This window comes from Streptomyces sp. TLI_171, assembly GCF_003610255.1.
In the GTDB taxonomy this organism is placed as follows: Bacteria; Actinomycetota; Actinomycetes; order Streptomycetales; family Streptomycetaceae; genus Kitasatospora.
In genome coordinates, this window is the sequence record NZ_RAPS01000001.1 from 5770722 (window position 1) to 5794283 (window position 23562).

At 72.6% G+C, this 23562-nt stretch carries 17 protein-coding genes and 1 rRNA gene; 15 read left to right on the forward strand and 3 right to left on the reverse strand.

All coding sequences use genetic code 11. The features are described from left to right. Window positions 1-5: 5 nt before the first annotated feature. Window positions 6-1268 carry a phosphoserine phosphatase SerB gene (gene serB / locus BX266_RS26010; protein WP_259464852.1) on the reverse strand — a complete coding sequence of 421 codons (1263 nt, stop codon included), beginning with the start codon at window positions 1266-1268 and terminating at the stop codon, window positions 6-8. 202 nt (window positions 1269-1470) lie between these two features. Here serB and BX266_RS26015 point away from each other — a divergent pair, with 202 nt between their 5' ends. From BX266_RS26015 to BX266_RS26045, 7 genes are all read left to right on the forward strand, one after another. Next, a complete protein-coding gene (locus BX266_RS26015) occupies window positions 1471-4182 on the forward strand; it encodes an FHA domain-containing protein (protein ID WP_259464853.1) in 2712 nt (903 codons plus the stop codon). Between the two features lie 122 nt (window positions 4183-4304). Next, window positions 4305-4730 carry a CU044_2847 family protein gene (locus BX266_RS26020; RefSeq protein ID WP_099903641.1) on the forward strand — a complete coding sequence of 142 codons (426 nt, stop codon included), beginning with the start codon at window positions 4305-4307 and terminating at the stop codon, window positions 4728-4730. Window positions 4731-4734: 4 nt separating this feature from the next. Beyond that, the gene (locus BX266_RS26025; protein ID WP_099903643.1) at window positions 4735-6936 is read left to right on the forward strand and encodes a trypsin-like peptidase domain-containing protein; all 2202 of its coding nucleotides are present in this window, start codon (window positions 4735-4737) and stop codon (window positions 6934-6936) included. Further along, window positions 6933-7910 (forward strand): MoxR family ATPase, encoded by a 978-nt coding sequence (locus BX266_RS26030; RefSeq protein WP_099903645.1) that lies wholly within the window; start codon window positions 6933-6935, stop codon window positions 7908-7910. Before BX266_RS26025 ends, BX266_RS26030 begins: the two co-directional genes overlap by 4 nt. Before the next feature lie 28 nt (window positions 7911-7938). Then, window positions 7939-10746 (forward strand): TIR-like protein FxsC, encoded by a 2808-nt coding sequence (locus BX266_RS26035; RefSeq protein ID WP_099903646.1) that lies wholly within the window; start codon window positions 7939-7941, stop codon window positions 10744-10746. Between the two features lie 49 nt (window positions 10747-10795). Further along, window positions 10796-11935, forward strand: coding sequence for a GAF domain-containing sensor histidine kinase (locus BX266_RS26040; RefSeq protein WP_099903648.1), 1140 nt, complete (start codon window positions 10796-10798; stop codon window positions 11933-11935). Beyond that, the gene (locus BX266_RS26045; RefSeq protein WP_099903650.1) at window positions 11928-12572 is read left to right on the forward strand and encodes a response regulator transcription factor; all 645 of its coding nucleotides are present in this window, start codon (window positions 11928-11930) and stop codon (window positions 12570-12572) included. The genes BX266_RS26040 and BX266_RS26045 overlap by 8 nt, the downstream gene beginning before the upstream one ends. A gap of 117 nt (window positions 12573-12689) precedes the next feature. Here BX266_RS26045 and BX266_RS26050 read toward each other — a convergent pair whose 3' ends face one another. Then, window positions 12690-13490, reverse strand: a complete 801-nt coding sequence (locus BX266_RS26050) for a hypothetical protein (protein ID WP_099903652.1) — start codon at window positions 13488-13490, stop codon at window positions 12690-12692. A 131-nt stretch (window positions 13491-13621) separates the two neighbouring features. Here BX266_RS26050 and BX266_RS26055 point away from each other — a divergent pair, with 131 nt between their 5' ends. The 6 genes from BX266_RS26055 to BX266_RS26080 all read left to right on the forward strand — a co-directional run bounded on the left by BX266_RS26055 (window position 13622) and on the right by BX266_RS26080 (window position 19295). Further along, window positions 13622-14413, forward strand: coding sequence for an ABC transporter ATP-binding protein (locus BX266_RS26055; protein ID WP_099903654.1), 792 nt, complete (start codon window positions 13622-13624; stop codon window positions 14411-14413). A gap of 101 nt (window positions 14414-14514) precedes the next feature. Beyond that, window positions 14515-14946, forward strand: coding sequence for an NfeD family protein (locus BX266_RS26060; protein WP_099903656.1), 432 nt, complete (start codon window positions 14515-14517; stop codon window positions 14944-14946). A 10-nt stretch (window positions 14947-14956) separates the two neighbouring features. Further along, the gene (locus tag BX266_RS26065; RefSeq protein ID WP_099903658.1) at window positions 14957-15988 is read left to right on the forward strand and encodes an SPFH domain-containing protein; all 1032 of its coding nucleotides are present in this window, start codon (window positions 14957-14959) and stop codon (window positions 15986-15988) included. 142 nt (window positions 15989-16130) lie between these two features. Then, entirely contained in the window at window positions 16131-16898 is a 768-nt protein-coding gene (locus BX266_RS26070; RefSeq protein WP_099903660.1) for a sulfite exporter TauE/SafE family protein, read from the forward strand. Between the two features lie 94 nt (window positions 16899-16992). Next, a complete protein-coding gene (locus BX266_RS26075; RefSeq protein WP_099903662.1) occupies window positions 16993-17289 on the forward strand; it encodes a 4a-hydroxytetrahydrobiopterin dehydratase in 297 nt (98 codons plus the stop codon). 89 nt (window positions 17290-17378) lie between these two features. Further along, the gene (locus BX266_RS26080; protein ID WP_099903664.1) at window positions 17379-19295 is read left to right on the forward strand and encodes a PQQ-binding-like beta-propeller repeat protein; all 1917 of its coding nucleotides are present in this window, start codon (window positions 17379-17381) and stop codon (window positions 19293-19295) included. A gap of 66 nt (window positions 19296-19361) precedes the next feature. Here BX266_RS26080 and BX266_RS26085 read toward each other — a convergent pair whose 3' ends face one another. After that, window positions 19362-19871, reverse strand: coding sequence for an HNH endonuclease (locus BX266_RS26085; protein WP_099903666.1), 510 nt, complete (start codon window positions 19869-19871; stop codon window positions 19362-19364). A 216-nt stretch (window positions 19872-20087) separates the two neighbouring features. Between BX266_RS26085 and tyrS the strand changes: the two genes are divergently transcribed. Next, window positions 20088-21353, forward strand: a complete 1266-nt coding sequence (gene tyrS, locus BX266_RS26090) for a tyrosine--tRNA ligase (protein ID WP_099903668.1) — start codon at window positions 20088-20090, stop codon at window positions 21351-21353. A 556-nt stretch (window positions 21354-21909) separates the two neighbouring features. Next, a 16S ribosomal RNA gene (locus BX266_RS26100) occupies window positions 21910-23426 on the forward strand. Window positions 23427-23562 lie beyond the last annotated feature (136 nt).

Here is a 23562-nt window from a genome sequence, read left to right on the forward strand (position 1 = left end):
CACGCTCAGTCCTCGGTGGGCGTGCCGTCCAGCTCGTCGGCCGCCTCGACCTCCTCGCGGGTGACGCCCAGCAGATACAGCACGGTGTCCAGGAACGGCACGTTGACGGCCGTGTCGGCCTGCTGGCGGACCACCGGCTTGGCGTTGAATGCCACGCCCAGGCCGGCCGCGTTCAGCATGTCCAGGTCGTTGGCGCCGTCGCCGATCGCCACCGTCTGCTCCAGCGGCACCCCCGCGCGCTCGGCGAAGCGGGCCAGCCAGCGGGCCTTGCCGGCCCGGTCGACGATCTCGCCGGTCACCCGGCCGGTGAACTTCCCGTCCTCGACCTCCAGGGTGTTGGCCGCCGCGAAGTCCAGGCCCAGCCGCTCCACCAGGTGGTCGGTGACCTGGGTGAAGCCGCCGGAGACGATCGCCACCTGGTAGCCCAGCCGCTTCAGGGTGCGGATCAGAGTGCGGGCGCCCGGGGTGAGCCGGACCTCGGCGCGGACCTTCTCGGTGACGTCGGCGTCCAGCCCGGCCAGCAGCGCGACCCGGGCGCGCAGCGACTCGGCGAAGTCCAGCTCGCCGCGCATCGCCTGCTCGGTCACCGCGGCGACCTGCTCCTCGCAGCCCGCGTGGGCGGCGAACAGCTCGATCACCTCGTCCTGGATCAGCGTGGAGTCGACGTCCATCACGATCAGCCGCTTGGCCCGCCGGTGCAGGCCGGAGCGGACCACCGCGATGTCCACCCGCTGGGCGGCGGCCTCCGCGGCCAGCACGCCGCGCAGCTCCTCGGTGGGCACGCCGGAGATGGTCAACTCCACCGCCGTCACCGGATACTTGGCGAGGCGGAAGACCCGGTCGATGTTGCCGCCGGTCTCCGACACCCGGGTGGACAGCGCCGCCACCGCGGCCGCCGTCAGCGGGTGGCCGAGCACCGTGACGTGCGAGCGGCCCTCGCCGCGCGAACGGTTGTCGCCGGTGCCGGAGATGACCTCGGCCTGGAGCTTGTGCTCCTCCGCCCAGCGGTGCACGGTGACCCGCAGCGCGCCCTCGGCGCCGGCCGCGGGCGGGGGAGTGACCAGGGCGCACAGCGTTATCCGGCCACGGGTGACCACCTGCTCGATGTCGATCACCTCGACGCCGAAGCCGGCGAGCTGGCCGAACAGGCCCGCGGTGATGCCGGGGCGGTCCTTGCCGAACACCTTGACCAGCAGCGTGCGCTCGGCGTCCGTGCTCACGGGCGGCGCGGCGGAAAGGGCCTGAGCGGCCGGATCTGTTGCGTTCATGGTGGCACCCACGCTACCCGGCCGACCCCCGCGCCGACCGCACCCGTCCGCCCCGTGGGACGCCCGCCGGACGCCCGTCCGACGCCCGCCGGACACCGTGACCGACCCGCCACAGGGGCCGTGACCTTGTTGCCGAGGGGTCACAGTCGAGCGGCCCGACTTCCGAGTACACCTGCGGGACTGGAATGATTCCCCCCGTCAGATGCAACATCCTGGGGGACCGGAGAGCGGGGCGGGCGGAGAGTTGCCGCAACTCGTACTTGAAATCGACGGCCGGCAGCGGGTACTTGAGCCCGGCCGCGCCTACACCATCGGCCGTGACCCGGCGTCGGACTTCCCGTTCGACGACGCCAGGGTCTCCTGGCGGCACGCCAGCCTGACCTTCGACGGCACGGCCTGGCAGCTCGCCGACCACGGCTCGACCAACGGCAGCTTCGTGGCCGGCGCGCGGGTCGCGCAGACCGCCGTCCACCCCGGCACGGTGATCCACCTGGGCAACGGCCAGAACGGGCCGCGGCTGGCGTTCACCGCGCCCGCCGCCGCGCAGCCCGCGGACATCCACGAGGCCGCCACCAGCCGGGCGCCCGGCCCCGGCCCGCAGCAGGGCCAGGCGCCGTTCCAGCAGCCGCCGTTCGGCCCCGGGCCGGCCGCGCAGCCGCCGCAGGGCCACCGGCCGCCGCCGGTCGAGCAGCCGATCCCGCAGGGCTGGGACGCCCCCACCCCGCGGCCCGGCTTCCCGCAGCAGCAGGGCTTCCAGGCCCCGCCCGCCGCGGTGCCGCCGCAGGCCCAGCCGCCGTTCCAGCCGGCCCAGCCGCCGCACCCGCAGCCGCCGCACCCGCAGCCGCCGCACCCGCAGCATCCGCAGCACGGCCAGCAGCCCGCCCCGGTCGGCGGCCTCGGCAACCCGACGATGATCCGCAGCCTGGTCGGCGGCCGGACCATCCGGATCGGCCGCGCCCTCGACAACGACATCGTGGTCTCCGACCTGCAGGTCTCCCGGCACCACGCCGAGCTGCGCCAACTTCCTGACAGCCGCTGGGAGATCGTCGACCTCGGCAGCCACAACGGGATCTTCCTCAACGGCCAGCCGACCCGCCGCCAGCTGATGGGCCCGCAGGACCGGCTGACCGTCGGCCACTCCTCCTTCGTGCTGGTCGGCGACCAGCTGCAGGAGTTCGTCGACAACGGCGCCGTCACCTTCTCCGCCCACCACCTGACCGTCGAGGTCGACTTCAAGGGCGGCAAGAAGGTCCTGCTCAACGACGTCAGCTTCGCCGTCCCGGAGAAGTCCCTGGTCGCGGTGATCGGCCCGTCCGGCTCCGGCAAGTCCACCCTGCTGCGCGCCCTCACCGGCTACCGCCCCGCCGACCGCGGCGACGTGCTGTACGACGGCCGCAACCTGTACCGCCAGTTCGCCGAACTGCGCTCGCGGATCGGCCTGGTGCCGCAGTCGGAGATCCTGCACAAGGAACTCACCGTCCGCAACGGCCTCAAGTACGCCGCGCAGCTGCGCTTCCCCGGCGACACCGAGGCCGCCGAGCGCAACCGCCGGATCGACGAGGTGCTGTACGAACTGCGCCTCGACAAGCGCGCCGACAACCGGATCACCGCGCTCTCCGGCGGCCAGCAGAAGCGCGTCTCGGTCGCCCTGGAGCTGCTCACCAAGCCCTCGCTGATCTTCCTGGACGAGCCGACCTCCGGCCTCGACCCGGGCATGGACCGCGAGGTCATGCAGACCCTGCGCGGTCTCGCCGACGACGGCCGCACCGTGCTGGTGGTCACCCACTCGGTGGCCGAACTCGCGCTCTGCGACCGCCTGCTGGTGATGGCCCCCGGCGGTTCGGTGGCGTACTTCGGCCCGCCCGCCGAGGCCCTGCACTTCTTCGGCTACGAGACCTGGGCGGACGTCTTCCAGGCGTTCGAGAACTACCCGGACCACGACTGGGCCGGCCGCTACCGCAACTCGGTGCACTACCAGCAGTACTCGGCCAACGTGGACGCCGCGGTCTCGCAGGCCGCCCAGCCCAACGCGGTCGCCCAGCTGCGCCCGCCGAAGCCGCAGAGCTGGGGCTCCCAGCTGTGGACGCTGATCCGCCGCTACCTGTCGGTGATCGCCTCCGACCGCGGCTTCATCGCGCTGTCGCTGCTGCTGCCACTGGTGCTCGGCGCGGTGTCCGCGGTGATCCCCGACAAGTGCGGCCTGGCGCCCTGCGCCAACGGCCGCAACGACGTCGCCCGGCTGATCCTGATGGTCGTCGCGTTCTCCGCCTGCCTGTCCGGCTCGGCGAACTCGGTCCGCGAGCTGATCAAGGAACGGGCGATCTACGAACGTGAACGCGCCACCGGGCTCTCCCGGACGGCGTACCTCACCTCGAAGATCATCGTGCTGGGCGCGATCAGCTTCCTGCAGGGCGGCATCATCTCGGCGATCGCCTTCAAGGTCCGCAAGCTGCCCGAGGAGGGCCTGCTGCTGACCCACATGCCCGCCGCCGAGATGGCGATCGGCGTGATCCTGCTCAGCTTCACCTCGATGATGGTCGGCCTGGCGATCTCCTCGCTGGTCAAGACCGCCGAGAAGACCATGCCGCTGCTGGTCATGTTCGCCATCGTGCAGATGGTCTTCACCGGCGCGATCTTCCAGCTCTTCGACAAGCCGGGCCTGGAGCAGTTCGCCTGGCTGATGCCCGCCCGCTGGGGCGTCGCCGCCAGCGGCAACACCCTGGACCTGGCGCACATCTCCCCGGTGGTGGTCGCCAGGCCGCCGGAGACCGCGCCGATCGACCCGCTGTGGGACCACTCGGTCGGCTTCATGATCCTCAACTGGACGGTCATGATCGCCATCGCGGTCGGCCTGGCCTTCGCCATCCAGCGCTTCCAGAAGCGCCACGAGCCGGAGGTCATGCAGAAGGGCTGACACCCGCCCGAGACACCCCCGGGGCCGGGGGAGCGGACACGCTCCCCCGGCCCTGTCGCATCGTCAACTCCTTTTCTGCAAAGCGGTTGTGGCCCGACCGGCGGCCTAGCACAATCGGCCCCGTGGCCGACTACGTGGAATTCGCGCTCGACCCCGGCGTCTCCGTCCGGGTACGCACGTACCCCGTCCCGGCCGCCGCCGCGGCGCCGCAGTCCGCGCTGCTCGACGAGGAGGGCGAACTCCCGCCCGGATACGGCGGGGCCGCCCCCGTGGGCATCCCCGCCCGGGCCGCGCACCAGGTCGCCGAGCTCTCCAGGGAGGCGCTGCGGATCGCGCTCAGCCCGCTCGGACCGCTGCTCCAGGAGGTCCACGACACCCTCGCCGCGGTGCCGAACCGGCCGCACGAGATCTCCGTCGAGTTCGGCGTGCAGCTCGGCTCCGACCTCAAGCTGGGCATCGTCGGCGGCAGCGCCGAGGCCAGCCTGACCATCGCGGCGAGCTGGAGACTGGCCGATCCGGCCCCGACCGCCCCCGAAGCGGCGCACTGACCGGATGGCCTGGTTCGACCCGGTCACGGGGGACCCCGAGGACACGTTCCGAACGGCGCTGGTGTCGATCCGCAAGTCCGCCGACGGCACCCTGGCCGGCGGCGCGGTCTGCCTCGGCGGCCGCTACGTGCTCACCTGCGCCCACGTGCTCAACCTCGCCCTGGGCCGGGAGGCGATGGACCGCCGCGAACCGACCGGGAAGACCGTCGAGGTGCGCTTCGGCGGGGCCCCCGAACGCGCCGAGTACCGGTGGGCCGAACTCGCCGAATGGATACCTCCCACCCGCCGCGACGGCGGCCCCGTGCAGCCCAGGGACACCGCCTGGGAGGGCGACCTCGCCGTCCTCGCCCTGGAGAGCGACCTGCCGGACACCGTCCGGCCCCCCGACTGGACCGACCTCGCCACCGGTCAGCGGCTGCGCGCCTGGTACGGCAGCGGCCAGCCGCTCAGCGCGGTCGACTGCACCACCGCGATGACCCTGCAGGACGGCGCCTACGTGCAGTCCGCCCCCACCCCGAGGGAGATCGTCGAGGGCTACAGCGGCGGCCCGCTCTGGTGCCGCGCCGAACAGGCCGCCACCGGACTGGTCGCGGGCGCGCTCAGCGGCACCGGCAGCGGCCTCACCCTGGTGATCCCCTGGCAGAAGATCCGCCGCCAGTCCCAACTGATCCGCGCCGCGGGCCCGTTCGGCGCCGACCGGCACGGTCCCGCCGCCGACCTGGTCGAGCAACTCGCCTACACCGTCGGCGACCTGCTGCGCGGCGAGGCCGACCGGGCCGCCGCCGCCCGGGCGCTGTGCGAGAAGCTCGGCCTCGGACCGGGACCGGCCGGGACCGCGCCCGGCCAGGAGGAGTTCGCCGCCCTGCTGCTCGGCCGCCCGCGGGCCGCCGCCGCCCTCGCCGAGCACTTCTGGGAGCTGCGCCGCGAGGACCTGGTGGTCGACCTTCTCGGGGCCTGCCACCAGGTCGGCACCCCGCGGATCCTGTCGCCGAACAGCCACCGCGGACTGATCGCCGTCCTGGACGACCTGCACACCGCCGCCCCCGACGGTCTGCCCTCCGAGACCGCGCTGCTCGCCGCGCTCCGCATCCCGCCGCTGGCCCGTTCCGTCCGCGGCCGGTCCCGGTACCTGCGGCTGGTCGACGAACTGGAGGCCCGGCGGGCCGTCCCCGAGCGGGTCTCCCCGCTGCTGCGGTACGTCGAGCACTTGGCCGCCGCCCTGGTCCGACGCCCCGGCGGGCAGCCGTACGCCGAGCGGCTGCGGCGCTGGTCCGAGCGGACCGCCGGGCAGCAGGGCGTCCCCGCGGCCGGACTGCGCGAGCAGCGCGCCAACGCCGACGAGTGGGCGGCGCTCGCCGTGCCGGAGGGCGCCGCCCGGGTGGCGGTCCGGTTGAGCCGGTACGAGCACGCCGGGCACGGCACGGCCGGACGGTTCTGCCGGGCGCTCTGGGCCGACCAGGGCGACGGGGCCCTGGTGGCCGTCGGGCCGAACGACAACCGGCCGGTGCGCCCCGAGCAGATCGCCGAGGAGATCCTCGCCGCCGTCGACGACCTGGAGGAGGAGAGCCCCGAGGGCGGCCAGCCGGTCATCGAGGTGTTCCTGGAACAGCGGGAGTTGAGCCTCCCGGTGGAGGACTGGACGGGCACCGTCGGGGCCGCCGAGGGCGCACCGGAACCGCTCGGGATCCAGCTGCCGGTGGTGGTCCGGCTGGCCGGCCGGCCACCCGCGCACATGGTCCGCAAGCGCCCCCGCGAACTCGGCCGGCGCTGGCGCACCGGCGGCCTGGCCGAACCGCTCGACCTCGGCGAGGAGTGCACCGAGGTCCGACACGCCGTCAGCGAACTGCACGGCAACCGGGACGCCGCCTGGGTGGTGATCCGCGGCGGCACCGCCGCCCAGCGCACCGAACTGGCCGCCGCCTGCCTGGCGGTCGGCGTCCCGATCGTGCTCTGGGACCGCGCCGCGGCCGGCCCGGTGCCCGGCGAGCTGTTCGACGGCCTGATCCGCGGCGCCACCCCGAACGACGTGCCGCAGCGACTGCGCGAGTACCGGGCCTCCGCCTTCGGATCGGCGGACGGCCACCCGCTCAGGCCGGTGCTTGCCTGGGAGCACCCCGGGCGGCCGGGGCCGCCCGACCTGGTGCTGACCGCGCTCGACGAGTACCCCCGGCCGGACGGGCCGGACAGCGAGGAGGAGACGGCATGACCAGCGAGACCCCGCCGGGAGCCCGGCCGGACCGCGGCCCCGACGGCTGGCGGCTGTTCCACGGCGACCGGGTGGCCCGCGAACCCGAGCTGCCGCCCGCCCCCGCCTGGCGCCGCTTCGGCCCGCAGGCGGACCGGCAGGCCGCCCGCTACGTCATCACCGAGGACCAGGTCGACGTGGTCAACGCCGCCATCCACCTGCGCCGCCCGCTGCTGGTCACCGGCAACCCCGGCACCGGCAAGACCTCGCTCGCCCACCTGATCGCCCACGAGCTGAGCCTCGGCCCGGTGCTCCAATGGGCCGTCAACAGCCGCTCCGCGCTGGCCGACGCGCTCTACCGCTACGACGCCGTCGGCCGGCTCCGGGAGACCCACCTGGCCCGCGAACTGGGCGGCGGCGCCGTCGAGGCGGGCATCGACAACTACGTCCGGCTCGGCCCGGTCGGCACCGCACTGGTGCCCAGGCACCGGCCCCGGGTGCTGCTGGTCGACGAGCTCGACAAGGGCGACGTCGACCTGCCCAACGACCTGCTGACCGTCCTGGAGGACGGCTACTTCGAGATCCCCGAACTCGCCCGCCTCCCCGAGGACCAGTCCGTCCAGTCGGTGCTCACCTCGGACGCCGGCGAGCGCGCCGAAGTGGTCCGCGGCATCGTCACCTGCACCGAGTTCCCGGTGGTGGTGATCACCAGCAACGCCGAACGCGAGTTCCCGCCCGCCTTCCTGCGCCGCTGCGTCCGGCTCAACCTCCCCGACCCGACCGAGGAGCGGCTGCGCGAAGTGGTCGCCGCCCACCTCGGCCCGAGCGCCATGGCCGACGCCGAGGACGTGCTGCGCACCTTCCTGGCCCGCGAGGGCGGCGGCCTCGCCACCGACCAGTTGCTCAACGCCGTGTTCCTGCGCGGCGCCGGCCTCGACCTGTCCGCCGAACACCTGATCAAGGCGGTCCTGCACAACCTCGGCGGCGCCGGATGACCGCCCGCGCCACCCGGGCGGAGGCGCCGTGCCGTCCCACCTGACCCGCGCCCTGGAGGTGCTCCGGGCCGCCGGCGTCGAGCTGACGGCGGAGGAACTCCTCGACGTCCTCTGGCTGGCGCCCCGCCTCCCGGTGGGCCAGGACGCCCCGCTGGCCGCCCACGCCCACGGCGGCCCAGCCGCCCGCCCGCCGGCCCCGCCCGCCGACCGGCCGGCGCCGCCGCGCCCCGCCGAACCGCCGCCCGCACCCGTGCCGCACCACCCCGTCCACTCGGCGGCCGAACCGGCCGGCTCCGCCGCCGCGCCCGGCCGCTCCCGGCCGGAGCGCGCCGGCCGGGTGATCCGGCTGCCCGGGGTCAAGGCACTGGGCGACGAACTCCGGCTGGGCCGGGCGCTGCGCCCGCTCAACCGCCGCCGCCCGGCGGCCGGCACCCCCGTGGTCGACGAGGCGGCGACGGTCGCGGCGTGGGCCGAGAGCGGCCTGCCCGACGTGGTGCTCAGGTCCGCGGTCGAGCCGTGGCTGTCCTGCGTGCTGGTGGTCGACGACGGCGTGTCCATGCTGCTGTGGCAGCGCCTGGTCGAGGAGCTGGAGCAACTGCTGGCCCGGGTCGGCGGGTTCCGCACCGTCCGGACGCTCGGCCTGCGCAGCCGCCCCGGCCACGAGGTGGCGCTGGCCGGCGCGCCGTTCGACCCGTCGAGCCGGACCGCGCCGGTCGCCTCGCTCGCCGACCCGACCGGCCGCACCCTGGTGCTGGTGGTCACCGACGGCGTCGGCCGGGCCTGGCGCGACGGCGGGATGCTGGCCGCCCTGGACCGCTGGGCGGCCGCCGGGCCCACCGCCGTGCTGCACACCCTGCCCCGTCGGCTGTGGACCGGCGGCGCGCTCGCCACCGCGGTGCGCACCGTGCGGGCGCCCGGCCCGGGCACCCCGAACACCGCGTGGCGGGTGGAGGGCCTGCACCGCTACCGGACCGCGCCCGTCCCGGTGGTGGAGCTCACTCCGGCCGCGCTCGCCGACTGGGCGTCCGTGCTGGCCGGCCAGGGCGGCGAGGCCCGGCTCGACCTGTGGCAGCCGCGGGAGCCGCGGCCCGAACCCGCCGCGCTGCCCGGCCGGGACGACCCCACCGGACTGGCCGGCCTCGACCGGTTCCGGGCCGCGGCCTCGCCCGGCGCGTACCGGCTGGCCGCCTACTTCGCCGCCATCGCCCCGCTCAGCATCCCGGTGATGCGGCTGGTCCAGGACGCCATCGCCGAGGACCGCGCGGTGGACACCGCGATGCTGGCCGAGGTGCTGCTCGGCGGGCTGATGCGGCCGTGGAGCGCGGAGACCGGCGAGGTGCCGCTGACCCGCCGTCAGTTCGAGTTCGACCCCGAGGTGCAGCACGCACTGACCGAAGCCTTCCCGTACACCGACCTGCTCGGCGTGCGCCGCGCCGTCACCCGCCGGATCGAGGAACTGGTCGGCCGGGCACCGGAGTTCGCGGCCTGGATGGGCGGCGCCCGGGCCACCGGGCAGGCCGTCCGGGGCACCTCGTTCGCCACCGTCCGGGCCGACCGGCATCCGCCGGAGCAGGCGGCGACGGCGGTGCCGAGGCTCACCGGTCCGGTGTCCGTGTCGCACTCCGGGTACGACCTCCGCCCGTACTTCTTCCTCAGCTACGCGCACACCCCGCGGCTGAACGCGCGGGACGCCGCCGACCCCGACCTGTGGGTGGCGAAGCTCTTCCAGGACCTCTGCGAGGAGATCCTGGAGCTCACCGACGTGCCGGCCGGGCACCCGATCGGGTTCATGGACCGCTCCATGCACCAGGGCCAGGACTGGGCGGAGCGGCTGTCCCGGGAGCTGGCGAACTGCCGGGTGTTCGTCCCGCTGTACTCGCCGCGGTACTTCAAGTCCGAGGCGTGCGGTCGGGAATGGCACCTGTTCAGCCGGCGGCCGGTGTACCAGCGGCGGTCCGGGGGCGAGCGGGCCACCGGCATCGTGCCCGCCCTGTGGGTGTCGATGGAGCACTTCCGGCTGCCCCGGGTGGCCGCCGAGCTCCAGTTCGACCACGACGGCTTCGGGCCCGACTACACCGCCGAGGGCCTGTACGCGCTGATGAAGATCGCCACCTACAGCTCGCAGTACCGCACCGCCGTGCACCGGCTCGCCCAGCGGATCGTGGACGTCGCCGAGCACACCGTCATCCCCACCGGGCAGCCGGCCGACTTCGCCTCGCAGCCCTCCGCCTTCGAACCGCCCGAGCCCGCCGACCTGGTGCGGATCTCGGTCTTCTCCTACCGGCAGTCCGAGCTGCCGGCGGACCGTAGCGGCACCTGGTACGGCAGCCGGCGGACCGACTGGCAGCCGTACCGGCCGGACTCCGTCCGGCCGCTCGCCGAGGACGCCGCCGACATCGCCCGCGCCATGGGGTTCCGGCCCAGCATCGTCGAGTTCGAGGAGGAGTCGGAGCACCTGCTGGGCGCCGCCGGCCCCGCCGCGCCCAGCGTCGTGCTGGTCGACCGGTGGGCGCTGCTCGACACCCGGCGCCGGGAGGCGCTGCGCCGCCTCGACCGGCGCAACATCGCCTCGGTCGTCTTCATCGAGCCCTGGAACCGGGCGGACGGGCAGAGCCTCCAGCAGGAACGGATGCTCGACGGGCTCGGCGACAGCCTGCTGAGCACCAGCCGCGCCGCCCGCCTGCGACCGAGCCTGCGCGAGGGCGGCGCCGCCGCCGGCGCCCCCGGCAGCCTGGAGGAGTTCCGCGGCGAGATGGAACGCGCCGTGATGCGGGCCGTCACCGCCTTCGAGTCGCAGCCCGCCCCCCGACCTCGGCCGGAGGACCAGACGACCTAAGTCCCGCGCCCGAGGCGGCGGCGCGGACCGCGGCGGTAGCGTGGCCGTCATGGACAGTCCCGGGTGCGACCCGTCGTTGAAGGGGATCGAGGCGGTCAGCGCGGCGGTGCTCGCGATGAGCCGGCCGCTGGAGGTGCGCGAGGTGCTGCGCCGGATCACCGCCTCCGCCCGCACCCTGCTGGGCGCCGAGTACGCCGCGCTCGGCCTGCCCGACGACCACGGCGGCTTCGCGCAGTTCGTGGTCGACGGCGTCAGCGACGAGCAGTGGCGGGCGATCGGCCCGCTGCCCCGCCAGCACGGCGTGCTGGCCTCGATGCTGCACGACCGCGAACCGACCCGGCTGACCGACGTCCGCACCGCGCCCGCGTTCGGCGGCTGGCCGGAGGCCCACCCGGACATGACCGACTTCCTCGGCATGCCGATCATGGACGAGGACGAGATCGCCGGTGCGCTGTTCCTGGCCAACAAGCCCGGCGGCTTCACCGACCACGACGAGGAACTGCTGCGGATCCTGGTCGCGCACGCCGCGCTCGCCCTCGGCAACGCCCGGCTGTACGAGCGCAGCCGCGAACTGACCCTGTCCGGCGAGCGCGCCCGGATCGCCCACGACCTGCACGACGCCGTCTCGCAGAAGCTGTTCTCGCTCCGGCTGACCGCCCGCGCCGCCGCCAAACTGGTCGACCGCGACCCGGCCCGGGCCCGCGAGGAACTCGCCGAGGTGGCCCGGCTCGCCGCCGAGGCCGCCGACGAACTGCGCGCCGTGGTGATCGAGTTGCGACCCGCCGCGCTGGAGGAGGACGGACTGGTGGCCACCCTCGCCTCGCAGACCCAGGTGCTGGACCGGGCGCACAGCGCCGACGTCCGCTTCACCGCCAACGGCGTCCGGGCGCTGCCCGCCGCCCAGGAGGCCGCGCTGCTCCGCGTCGCCCAGGAGGCCCTGCACAATGCGCTGCGGCACGCCCGGGCGACCAGTGTCACCGTCACCCTGGACGGCACCCCCACCCGCGGCGCCCGGCTGACCGTCCGCGACGACGGCCGCGGCTTCGACCCGGACTCGGTCCGCCGGGCCGGCCGGCACCTCGGCCTGGTGTCGATGCGCGACCGGGCCGCCGCGGTCGGCGGCCGGCTGTCCCTGGAGTCCGCCCCGGGCCGGGGCACCCTGGTCGAGCTGGAGGTCCCCGGTGCCTGACCCGGCGTCACCGATCCGCGTGCTGCTGGTGGACGACCACCAGGTGGTCCGCCGCGGCCTGCGCACCTTCCTGGAGGTGCAGGACGACATCGCGGTGGTCGGCGAGGCCGCCGACGGCGCCGAAGCCGTCGAGCGGACCGCCGAACTCGCACCCGACGTGGTCCTGATGGACCTCAAGATGCCCAAGGTGGACGGCATCGAGGCGCTGCGCCTGCTGCGCGAGGGCGGCAGCACCGCCAAGGTGCTGATCGTCACCAGCTTCACCGAGCACCGCACCATGGTCCCGGCGCTGCGGGCCGGCGCCGCCGGCTACGTGTACAAGGACGTCGACCCGGAGGCGCTGGCCGGGGCGATCCGCTCGGTGCACGCCGGACACGTCCTGCTGCAGCCCGAACTGGCCGCCGCGCTGCTCGCCGAGGACGTCCCCGCGCCGCCGCAGGGCCGCGGCGGCAGCCTCACCGACCGCGAGCGCGAGGTGCTCTCGCACCTCGCCGACGGCCGCTCGAACCGGGAGATCGCCCGCGCCCTGACCCTCTCGGAGAAGACGGTCAAGACCCACGTGTCGAACATCCTGATGAAGCTGGACGTCGCGGACCGCACCCAGGCCGCGCTCTGGGCGGTCCGCAACCAGCCCTGACGGTCAGTCGGCCCCCTCGGTCCACCTGTCGGGCACGACGGTCACGACACGCGTCTGCGACATCCCGCAGCCCGGCCGGGCCGACCAGCGCCGTCCGCAGCCGGCCCTGGGCGTCCGTCAGTCCCGGCGCTCGTCCACCATCGCGTTGTACGCCGCCACCTGCGCCCGCCGGGCGGTCCGGTCCAGCGGGGCCAGCACCTCGCGGCGGGCCGCCATCTCGGCCGCGGACACCGCGGCGCCGTGCCCGCCCGCGGCGATCGCCAGCAGCGCCGACACCTGCCGGGCCGACTCCAGCACCCGCACCGCGCGCTGCGGGTAGCCGGGCGCCAGCACCTCGCGGTGCCCGCGCCGGCGGAACGCCTCCAGCGCGCGCAGCGTCTCCGGCCCGGCCCCCGCCACGTCCAGCCGGGTCAGCAGCACCGTCGCCTGTCGCAGGCCGTCGGCGAGTTCGCGCTCCGCCTCGTCCAGCGAGGGCACGTCGGCGGGCGGCGCCTCGTTCACCGGCAGGCACTGCCAGAGCACCCGGACGCCCTGGTCGCCCTCCGGCCCGTACACCTCCACCTCTGGCACCAGGCCGTAGGGGACGCCGACCGCCAGCACGGCCTCGCCGGCCCCCAGCGCCAGCGAGTTGAAGGCGGCCGGCCCGGTCAGCCCGAGCGGGTGCCCGGCCACCGGGAGGGCCAGCCGCAGGCCCTTGGCGCCGAGGGTGCGCAGCCGGCCCAGCGCCCAGGTCAGGCCGTGCAGGGAGTCGGGGACCTCGCCGGGCAGGCCGGTCACCCGGTGCGCGTCGTCGCGGCCCTGGACGGCGGTGACGGCGTCGTCGGGGGAGGAGGTGCCGGCCAGCAGGGCGTTGCCCCACGCGGTGAGCCGCCCCGAACGGGGTTCTTGGTACGGATTGTCGGCAGGAGTGGCGAGCATCGGACCAGCCTACGGACAAGCGCGCGGGGCGGGTGGCGTAGGTTTGCCCTGACACAGGTGGACCGCACCCCGAGGACCTCACGCCCAGGTCCCACGGACGGCGGATTCTTGCATTTGGGGAAGGCGTAGGCATGAGCGACGTGCTGGAGCTGGTGGACGTTTCCGTGGTCCGGGAGGGTCGCGCACTCGTCGATCAGGTGTCCTGGTCGGTCAAGGAGGGCGAGCGCTGGGTGGTGCTCGGCCCCAACGGCGCGGGCAAGACCACGCTGCTGCAGATCGCCTCCACCTACCTGTTCCCGAGCTCCGGCGACGCGGTGGTGCTCGGCGAGAAGCTCGACCAGGTCGACGTCTTCGAGCAGCGGGCCCGGATCGGCCTCGCCAGCGCCGCCATGTTCGACAAGCTGCCGCTCGCCCAGACCGTGCTGGAGACGGTGCTGACCGCCGCCTACGGGCAGACCGTGCACGGCAAGGAGACCTACGAGCAGGCCGACGAGGCCCGCGCCCTGGCGCTGCTCGACCGGCTCGGCATGTCCGGCTTCACCGCCCGCAAGTTCGGCACCCTCTCCGAGGGCGAGCGCAAGCGCACCCTGATCGCCCGCGCCCTGATGACCGACCCCGAGCTGCTGCTGCTCGACGAGCCCGCCGCCGGCCTCGACCTGGGCGGCCGCGAGGACCTGATCCGCCGTCTCGCCGCGCTCGCCCAGGACGAGTTCGCGCCGTCCATGGTGATGGTCACCCACCACGTGGAGGAGATCGTCCCCGGGATGACCCACGTGCTGATGATCCGTCAGGGCAAGGTGATGGCCGCCGGCCCGATCGGGACCACGCTCACCGCCCGGAACCTCTCGCACTGCTTCGGCCTGCCGCTGACCCTGGAGCAGCGCGGGGACCGCTGGGTGGCCGCGGGTCTGCCGCTCGGCTGATGTCCTGATCCCGCCGTTGACGGAAACCGGTCGTACATACGGCCGGTTTCCCTCCGTCCACCTGCGGGAACCCCCACGGGAAGAGACCGCACTTCCCTAGGATGGAGCCCGTGGACAGCTGGATCTGGTGGCTGCTGCTCGCCGTGGGCCTGGGCGTACCGCTGGTGGTCACCGCGATGCCCGAGCTCGCCATGTTCGCGGTCGGCGCCGGCGCCGCCGCGCTGACGGCGGGTCTGGGCGCGGGCGTGGTCCCGCAGTTCCTGGTGTTCGTGGGGGTGTCGGCGGCGCTGCTGGTCTTCGTCCGGCCGATCGCCTACCGCCAGCTCAAGAAGGGCCCGGACTACCGGACGGGCGTGGAGGCGCTGACCGGCGCCTCCGCAGTGGTACAGGAAAGAGTCGACGGGGAGGGCGGACGGATCAAGCTGAACGGCGAGATCTGGTCGGCCCGCGCGCTCGACCCCGGCTCGGTCTTCGAGCCCGGGCAGCAGGTCGACGTCGTCGAAATCCAGGGCGCGACCGCCCTGGTCGTCTAGGGGAGAAGCGTTGGAACCCGTCCTCATCGTGCTGATCGTCCTGGTCGTGGTGGCCTTCATCGCCCTGATCAAGACGATCCAGGTGATTCCGCAGGCCAGCGCCGCGATCGTGGAGCGCTTCGGGCGGTACACCCGCACCCTCAGCGCCGGCCTGAACATCGTGGTGCCGTTCATCGACACCATCCGCAACCGGATCGACCTGCGCGAACAGGTGGTGCCGTTCCCGCCGCAGCCGGTGATCACCTCGGACAACCTGGTCGTCAACATCGACACCGTCATCTACTACCAGGTGACCGACCCGCGGGCCGCGACCTACGAGGTGGCCAGCTACATCCAGGCCATCGAGCAGCTCACCGTCACCACGCTGCGCAACATCATCGGCTCGATGGACCTCGAATCCACCCTGACCTCCCGCGAGGTCATCAACGCCGGCCTGCGCGGCGTCCTGGACGAGGCCACCGGCCGCTGGGGCATCCGGGTCAACCGGGTCGAGCTGAAGGCGATCGAGCCGCCGACCTCCATCCAGGACTCGATGGAGAAGCAGATGCGCGCCGACCGCGACAAGCGCGCCGCGATCCTCACCGCCGAAGGCGCCCGGCAGGCCCAGATCCTGCGCGCCGAGGGCGAGAAGCAGGCCGCCGTGCTGCAGGCCGAGGGCGAGGCGCAGGCCGCCGTCCTCAAGGCCGACGGCGAGGCCGCCGCGATCCGCACCGTCTTCGAGGCCATCCACGAGGGCGACGCCGACCAGAAGCTGCTCGCCTACCAGTACCTGCAGACCCTGCCGCAGCTCGCCCAGGGCGACTCCAACAAGCTGTGGATCATCCCCAGCGAGGTAGGCGACGCCCTCAAGGGCCTCGGCGGCGCCTTCACCGGCATGACCGGCAACGGCAACGGCGGCGCCCCCGCGGCCCCCGCCGTCCCGCCGCCGGCCGCCCGCGTCCCGGTCGACCCGGCCACCGGCCCGCGCCCGGTGGACACCGAGAACAAGACCGCCCGCCCCCGGGTCGAGCCCGCCCGCGAGTACCCGAAGATCGACGAGTAACCGGAAGCCGCCCCGCGGGCCCCGTCCGACCACCCGTCGGGCGGGGCCCGCGCACGTTCCGGATACCGGACCCGCCTGGCCAAGCCGCACGCCCGTCCGGCATGATCGACCGGCGCGACAGCAGCCAAGGAGGGGAAAGCGAATGACACTGTGGGAGGCGCTCGCCGTCCTGCTCGCGGGCATCGCCGCCGGCACCATCAACACCATCGTCGGCTCCGGCACCCTGATCACCTTCCCCGTCCTGCTCGCCGTCGGCCTGCCCCCCGTCACCGCCAACGTCTCCAACACCCTCGGCCTGGCCCCCGGCTCGCTCGCCGGCGCCATCGGCTACCGGGCCGAACTCGCCGGACAGCGCCACCGCCTGATCCGCTACGGCACCGCCTCGCTGATCGGCGGACTCATCGGCGCCGCCCTGCTGATCACCCTCCCCAGCGGCGCCTTCGACGCCATCGTCCCGGTCCTCATCCTCACCGCCCTGGTCCTGGTCGTCGTGCAACCCCGGGTCGCCCGCGCCATGGCCCTGCGCCGCGCCGCCGGCACCCTGCCCGCCGCCACCGACGGCGGACGGCTGCTCCTCCTCGGCATCGGCCTCACCGGCGTCTACGGCGGCTACTTCGGCGCCGCCCAGGGCGTCCTGCTGCTCGCCCTGATGGGCATGCTGCTCCCCGACGACCTGCAGACCGTCAACGGCATCAAGAACGTCCTCGCCCTGATCGTCAACGGCGTCGCCGCGGTCTTCTTCCTCTTCACCTCCACCATCGACTGGACCGCCGCCGGCCTGATCGCCCTCGGCGCCACCCTCGGCGGAGTCCTCGGCGCCAAGGTCGGCCGCCGCCTCCCGCCGGTCGCGCTGCGCACCCTGATCGTGCTGGTCGGCCTCACCGCCGTCACCAAGCTGCTGTTCTTCTGAGCCCACCGGGTGGCCGAACGACCGCCCGACCGGCCCGGTCCACCGACGTAGGCTCGGCCGTGACAGCCGCCGCAGCACCCGGACGGAGACCGCCATGAGCCGCACCCGCCTCAGCGAGGACCAGATCACCGCCGCCCTCGCCGAACTCCCGCAATGGACCCGCACCGGCGACGCGATCACCCGCACCGCCGAGACCGCCAGCTTCCCCACCGCGATCAAGGTCGTCGACGCGGTCGCCGAACAGGCCGAGGCCCTCGACCACCACCCCGACATCGACATCCGCTGGCGCACCCTCACCTTCCTGCTCACCACCCACAGCGAGGGCGGCCTGACCAGCCTGGACATCACCGTCGCCCACCTGATCGATCAGGCACTCGACGACGCCGCCTGACCACCGGAGCGCAACGGCCCGGCCGGACCCGTCCGTTCGCCGTGAGATGCTGGCTGCTTGCCAGACCGCAGTCGGGACGGACGGAACGCATGGCTCAGGAACCTCCCACGACCCCCGGGTACGACCAGCAGCCCTGGTACCCCCAGCCGCAGCAGCAGCCGTACGGCGAACAGCAGGCCTACGAGCAGCAGTTCCCGCAGCAGCAGGGCTACCAGGACCCGCAGGCCTACGGCTACCCGCAGCAGCAGCCCGGGGGCTACGTGGACCCGGCCGCCCAGCAGTACTACGGCGAGCCGTACGGACAGCAGGTCTACGAGCAGCAGCAGTTCCCGCAGCAGCAGGGCTACCAGGACCCGCAGGCGTACACCGACCAGCAGCTCTACGGCGACCCCTCGGTGTACGGCTACCCGCAGCCGCAGACCGGGCTCTACGCCCCGGCCGAACCCGGCCCGAGCCCGTTCGACCTGCCGCAGCCCGACTTCGAACCCGCGGTCCCCGCGCCGGACCCGGCCCCCGCGACCGCCTCCGACTACCCGCAGACCAGCGACGTCGACCCGTTCGCCCCCGGCGCCGACGGCACGTCAATTCCGCTCGTCGACCCGGACGCAGACGGCTCGTCGGACGCCCGCCCGGCCGCCGGCGGTTTCGCCGCCCGGGCCCGCGCCGCCGTGCTCTCCGGCCAGGGCGCGCCCAGCCGCCGCGGCCTGGCGATCCGCGTCGGCGCCGGCGTGGCCGCCCTCGCCGTGCTGGTCACCGCGGGCATCCTCGCCACCTCCGGCGACGACGAGAAGCCCGCCGACACCGCCGCCAAGGGCACCACCCAGAACATCGCCGTCGCCCACACCAAGGCCTGGACCGCCGCCGCCGACCCGGCCGCGGCCGGGGCCCAGGGTGCCGACGACACCCTGGTCGGCAGCTGGCTGCTGGCCGACGCGGTGGTCCGCGCCGACGCCACCGGGGTGCGCGCCTACGGCCTCGCCGACGGCAAGCCGACCTGGACGCTCGCCCCGCCCGCCGACGGCGCCGTCCCCTGCGGACTGTCCCCGACCGTCAACGGCTCCGGCCTCGGCGCCGTGGTCTACCGGCCCGCCGCCGACCCGAACAGCCCCTGCAGCACCGCCGTCGCCGTCGACACCAAGGCCGGCCAGGCCGTCTGGTCCAAGACCCTCTCCGACGCCAAGGAGAAGTACGCCACCCACGTCTCCGTCACCGACGACAAGGTGATCGCGATCGGCGACGACAAGGCCGCCGCCTGGATGGCCACCGACGGCGCCGAAGCCTGGCAGTACGGCGGCCAGGGCAAGTACTGCAGCCTCTCCGGCGGCGCCGGGCCCGGCACCGTCCTGCTGCACAGCAACTGCGCCGACTCCACCCCCGCCGACCAGGCCGTCGCGCTCAACGTCGCCGACGGCAAGGTCAAGTACTGGCGCGGCCTCAACAACCAGCCCAAGACCGTCACCGTGCTCTCCGCCGAACCCGCCGTGGTCCTCACCACCGGCAACCAGCCCGCCGACGACCGGGTCTTCGCCTGGGGCGCCGAGGGCGACCCCGCGGTGGAGATCCCGGTCGCGGTCGAGGGCGGCGGCCGGCTCGACGCCTCGCACGGCGCGTTCTCCGCGGTCCCCGGCGTCTACTTCCAGGGCAGCAGCATGTTCGCCGCCGTGGTCCCCGACACCGGCGGCAACCCCACCGCGATCGCCGCCTACGACCTCGCCACCGGCAAGGCGCAGTGGCGCACCCCCATCGCCGAGAAGGCCAAGGCCCGCCCGGTCGGCGCGGACAGCGGCGGCCTGCTGGTCGCCGTCGACGAACGCTCCGGCCAGCCCGCCCACCTCAGCCGCTTCGCCCTGGCCGGCGGCCAGGAGACCCAGGGCGGCGCCTTCCCCCAGGGCACCGGCTCGCTGCTCTCCGCAGGCCGCGTGCACAGCACCGCCGGACACCTGGTGGCCGTACCCGAGCACGCCGCCAACTTCGGCATCGCCACCGGCTTCACCAGCAAGAACTGACGCACACGCCCCGGTGCGCACGACGGGCCCGACCTGACCCCTGATCAGGTCGGGCCCGTCGGCCTCTCACGCGCTCGCCGGCAGCCAGGCGGCCAGCTCACCGAGCTCGCCCGCCCGCAGCCCGAGCGCAAGCATCAACGTCGCCTCCGGCGTCGGCTCGAACGGGCGCCGCAGCAACCGCATCCCCGCCTGCTCCGGCGTACGGTCTGCCTTGCGCTGGTTGCACTCCGCGCAGGCCGCCACGGTGTTCAGCCAACTGTCGGCCCCACCGCGCGACCTGGGCATCACGTGGTCCACCGTGACGCCCCGCCGCCCGCAGTACGCGCACAGGTGCTGGTCCCGCGCCAGCACCCCGCGCCGCGACCACGGGGCCCGTTGTCGGAACGGCACCCGGACGTACCTGGTCAGCCTGATCACCCGCGGCACCGGCATGTGCACACCCGAACCGCGCACCACCCGCATCGGATGCGCCTGCTCGACCACGGCCTTGTGCTGCAGGACCAGCACCACGGCACGGCGCAGCGGCACCGTGCTCAGCGGTTCGTAGCTCGCGTTCAGGACAAGGGTGTTGCGCATAACGGGCCACCTCCGGAGCTCGCCCCGCCGCTCGGCGGTGGCACCACTGTGAACGCCCGCCCCCCACCGGACAACGGAATTTCCGCGCCCGCCCACCGACCGGCACGGAAACCCCCTGGCCCCGAGCGCGTAGGCTCTACCCCGCTGGAACCGTCCAGGCGCGCGGCCCGCAGGGCCCCCACCGCGCCGGACCCCGACCGAAGGAGACGCGGGACCGTGACCGACATCGTCGACGAGCTGCAGTGGCGCGGGCTGATCGCCCTGTCCACTGACGAGGACGCACTGCGCAAGGCGTTCGCGGACGGCCCGGTCACGTTCTATTGCGGCTTCGACCCGACCGCCCCCAGCCTGCACCTCGGCAACCTGGTCCAGATCCTGACCATGCGCCGCATCCAGCAGGCCGGAAACCTCCCGCTCGGCCTGGTCGGCGGCGCCACCGGCCTGATCGGCGACCCCAAGCCCACCGCCGAGCGGGTCCTCAACGACCCCGAGACGGTGGCCGGCTGGGTCGAGCGCCTGCGCGGCCAGATCTCCCGCTTCCTCGACTTCGACGGCGAGTACGCCGCCCGCATGGTCAACAACCTGGACTGGACGTCCGGCATGTCGGCCATCACCCTGCTGCGCGACGTCGGCAAGTACTTCCGCGTCAACAACATGATCGCCAAGGAGGCGGTCGCCCGCCGCCTCAACTCCGACGCGGGCATCAGCTACACCGAGTTCAGCTACCAGATCCTCCAGGGGATGGACTACCTGGAGCTCAACCGCCGCTACAACTGCACCCTGCAGACCGGCGGCAGCGACCAGTGGGGCAACCTCACCGCCGGCACCGACTTGATCCGCAAGGCCGAGAGCCGCTCCGTGCACGCCCTCGCCACCCCGCTGATCACCAAGGCCGACGGCACCAAGTTCGGCAAGACCGAGTCCGGCACCGTCTGGCTCGACCCCGAACTCACCACCCCCTACGCCTTCTACCAGTTCTGGCTGAACGCCGACGACCGCGACGTCGCCAAGTTCCTGCGCATCTTCTCCTTCCGTTCTCGCGAAGAGATCGAGCAGCTGGAGCGCGACACCGCGGAACGCCCCGCCGCCCGCCTCGCCCAGCGCGCCCTCGCCGAGGAGCTCACCACCCTCGTGCACGGCGCCGACCAGTACGAGCGCGCCGTCGCCGCCTCCAAGGCGCTCTTCGGCCAGGGCGACCTCGCCGACCTCGACGCCGTCGTCCTGGCCTCCGCCCTCGCCGAGGTCCCCAAGGCGACGGTCACCGAACTCGGCCAGCTCGTCGACCTGCTGGTCGAATCCGGCCTCGCCCCCAGCCGCTCCGGTGCCCGCCGCACCATCAAGGAAGGCGGCGCCTACCTCAACAACGCCAAGGTCACCGACGAGGAGGCCGTCGCCACCACCGACGACCTGCTGCACGGCCGCTGGCTGGTCCTGCGCCGCGGCAAGCGCAACCTCGCCGCGATCGAACTGGCCGGCGCCTGACCGTCCGGACATCCCGTCAGGTGGCCTGAAACAGACCGCAGTTGACCTGCGAACCCCAACCCGAGGGGCCGGATCCAGCCAGATCCGGCCCCTCGGTGTTTGACTCGCCCGCCCTGGTGACCTAACGTAGTCCGAGTCGCCTGAACCGGTTGGAACCGGAGGGCGGAACCCCCCAAACCCTGCTGAGCGATTCGTCGCGCGTCCATTCGAATTCCGAGTGGAAATGCGGACCGGATAACTCTGCTAGAGTTCGGGAGCGCCGAAAGGCCAAAGTGAATCGGATCGAAACTCCGGAAAACGGAGCGGAAAACGTCTGATAAGCTTGAAACACGAAAGAACGAAGCGCCCGGAGGGTCCGCAGGAATGCGGCTCGAAGGAAGCGTCCGTTCCTTGAGAACTCAACAGCGTGCCAAAAGTCAACGCCAGATATGTTGACATCCCCGGCCTCGGACTTGTTTCGGGGTTGGAGATTCCTTTTGAAGTAAAAAACTAGCGAGGACGCAGTGCGCAGGGCCGCCTTATTCCGGTGGTTGCTGTGCCGCTCCCCGTGGAGACATTCACGGAGAGTTTGATCCTGGCTCAGGACGAACGCTGGCGGCGTGCTTAACACATGCAAGTCGAACGGTGAAGCCCTTCGGGGTGGATCAGTGGCGAACGGGTGAGTAACACGTGGGGAATCTGCCCTGAACTCTGGGACAAGCCTTGGAAACGAGGTCTAATACCGGATACGACCTTCTCCTGCATGGGAGTTGGTGGAAAGCTCCGGCGGTTCAGGATGATCCCGCGGCCTATCAGCTTGTTGGTGGGGTAATGGCCTACCAAGGCGACGACGGGTAGCCGGCCTGAGAGGGCGACCGGCCACACTGGGACTGAGACACGGCCCAGACTCCTACGGGAGGCAGCAGTGGGGAATATTGCACAATGGGCGAAAGCCTGATGCAGCGACGCCGCGTGAGGGATGACGGCCTTCGGGTTGTAAACCTCTTTCAGCAGGGAAGAAGCGCAAGTGACGGTACCTGCAGAAGAAGCACCGGCTAACTACGTGCCAGCAGCCGCGGTAATACGTAGGGTGCGAGCGTTGTCCGGAATTATTGGGCGTAAAGAGCTCGTAGGCGGCCTGTCGCGTCGGATGTGAAAGCCCGGGGCTTAACCCCGGGTCTGCATTCGATACGGGCAGGCTGGAGTGTGGTAGGGGAGATCGGAATTCCTGGTGTAGCGGTGAAATGCGCAGATATCAGGAGGAACACCGGTGGCGAAGGCGGATCTCTGGGCCATTACTGACGCTGAGGAGCGAAAGCGTGGGGAGCGAACAGGATTAGATACCCTGGTAGTCCACGCCGTAAACGTTGGGAACTAGGTGTTGGCGACATTCCACGTCGTCGGTGCCGCAGCTAACGCATTAAGTTCCCCGCCTGGGGAGTACGGCCGCAAGGCTAAAACTCAAAGGAATTGACGGGGGCCCGCACAAGCAGCGGAGCATGTGGCTTAATTCGACGCAACGCGAAGAACCTTACCAAGGCTTGACATACGCCGGAAACGTCTAGAGATAGGCGCCCCCTTGTGGTCGGTGTACAGGTGGTGCATGGTTGTCGTCAGCTCGTGTCGTGAGATGTTGGGTTAAGTCCCGCAACGAGCGCAACCCTTGTTCTGTGTTGCCAGCGAGTAATGTCGGGGACTCACAGGAGACTGCCGGGGTCAACTCGGAGGAAGGTGGGGACGACGTCAAATCATCATGCCCCTTATGTCTTGGGCTGCACACGTGCTACAATGGCCGGTACAAAGGGCTGCGATGCCGTGAGGCGGAGCGAATCCCAAAAAGCCGGTCTCAGTTCGGATTGGGGTCTGCAACTCGACCCCATGAAGTTGGAGTTGCTAGTAATCGCAGATCAGCATGCTGCGGTGAATACGTTCCCGGGCCTTGTACACACCGCCCGTCACGTCACGAAAGTCGGTAACACCCGAAGCCGGTGGCCTAACCCGTAAGGGGAGGAGCCGTCGAAGGTGGGACCAGCGATTGGGACGAAGTCGTAACAAGGTAGCCGTACCGGAAGGTGCGGCTGGATCACCTCCTTTCTAAGGAGCACATGGCAGCTTCGGGCGAATGTCCTGGAGTGCTAGCTCATGGGTGGAACGTTGACTATTCGGCACACACGGTATGGACCTGCCAGTACTGCTTCGGCGTGGAAAACAGGTACCGCTTGGTGTGTCG

Coding starts and splice junctions, on each gene's coding strand:
- serB (WP_259464852.1), bottom strand. CDS start 1,268: ATGAACGCAACAGATCCGGCCGCTCAGGCCCTTTCCGCCGCGCCGCCC.
- BX266_RS26015 (WP_259464853.1), top strand. CDS start 1,471: ATGCAACATCCTGGGGGACCGGAGAGCGGGGCGGGCGGAGAGTTGCCG.
- BX266_RS26025 (WP_099903643.1), top strand. CDS start 4,735: ATGGCCTGGTTCGACCCGGTCACGGGGGACCCCGAGGACACGTTCCGA.
- BX266_RS26030 (WP_099903645.1), top strand. CDS start 6,933: ATGACCAGCGAGACCCCGCCGGGAGCCCGGCCGGACCGCGGCCCCGAC.
- BX266_RS26040 (WP_099903648.1), top strand. CDS start 10,796: ATGGACAGTCCCGGGTGCGACCCGTCGTTGAAGGGGATCGAGGCGGTC.
- BX266_RS26050 (WP_099903652.1), bottom strand. CDS start 13,490: ATGCTCGCCACTCCTGCCGACAATCCGTACCAAGAACCCCGTTCGGGG.
- BX266_RS26055 (WP_099903654.1), top strand. CDS start 13,622: ATGAGCGACGTGCTGGAGCTGGTGGACGTTTCCGTGGTCCGGGAGGGT.
- BX266_RS26060 (WP_099903656.1), top strand. CDS start 14,515: ATGGAGCCCGTGGACAGCTGGATCTGGTGGCTGCTGCTCGCCGTGGGC.
- BX266_RS26070 (WP_099903660.1), top strand. CDS start 16,131: ATGACACTGTGGGAGGCGCTCGCCGTCCTGCTCGCGGGCATCGCCGCC.
- BX266_RS26075 (WP_099903662.1), top strand. CDS start 16,993: ATGAGCCGCACCCGCCTCAGCGAGGACCAGATCACCGCCGCCCTCGCC.
- BX266_RS26080 (WP_099903664.1), top strand. CDS start 17,379: ATGGCTCAGGAACCTCCCACGACCCCCGGGTACGACCAGCAGCCCTGG.
- BX266_RS26085 (WP_099903666.1), bottom strand. CDS start 19,871: ATGCGCAACACCCTTGTCCTGAACGCGAGCTACGAACCGCTGAGCACG.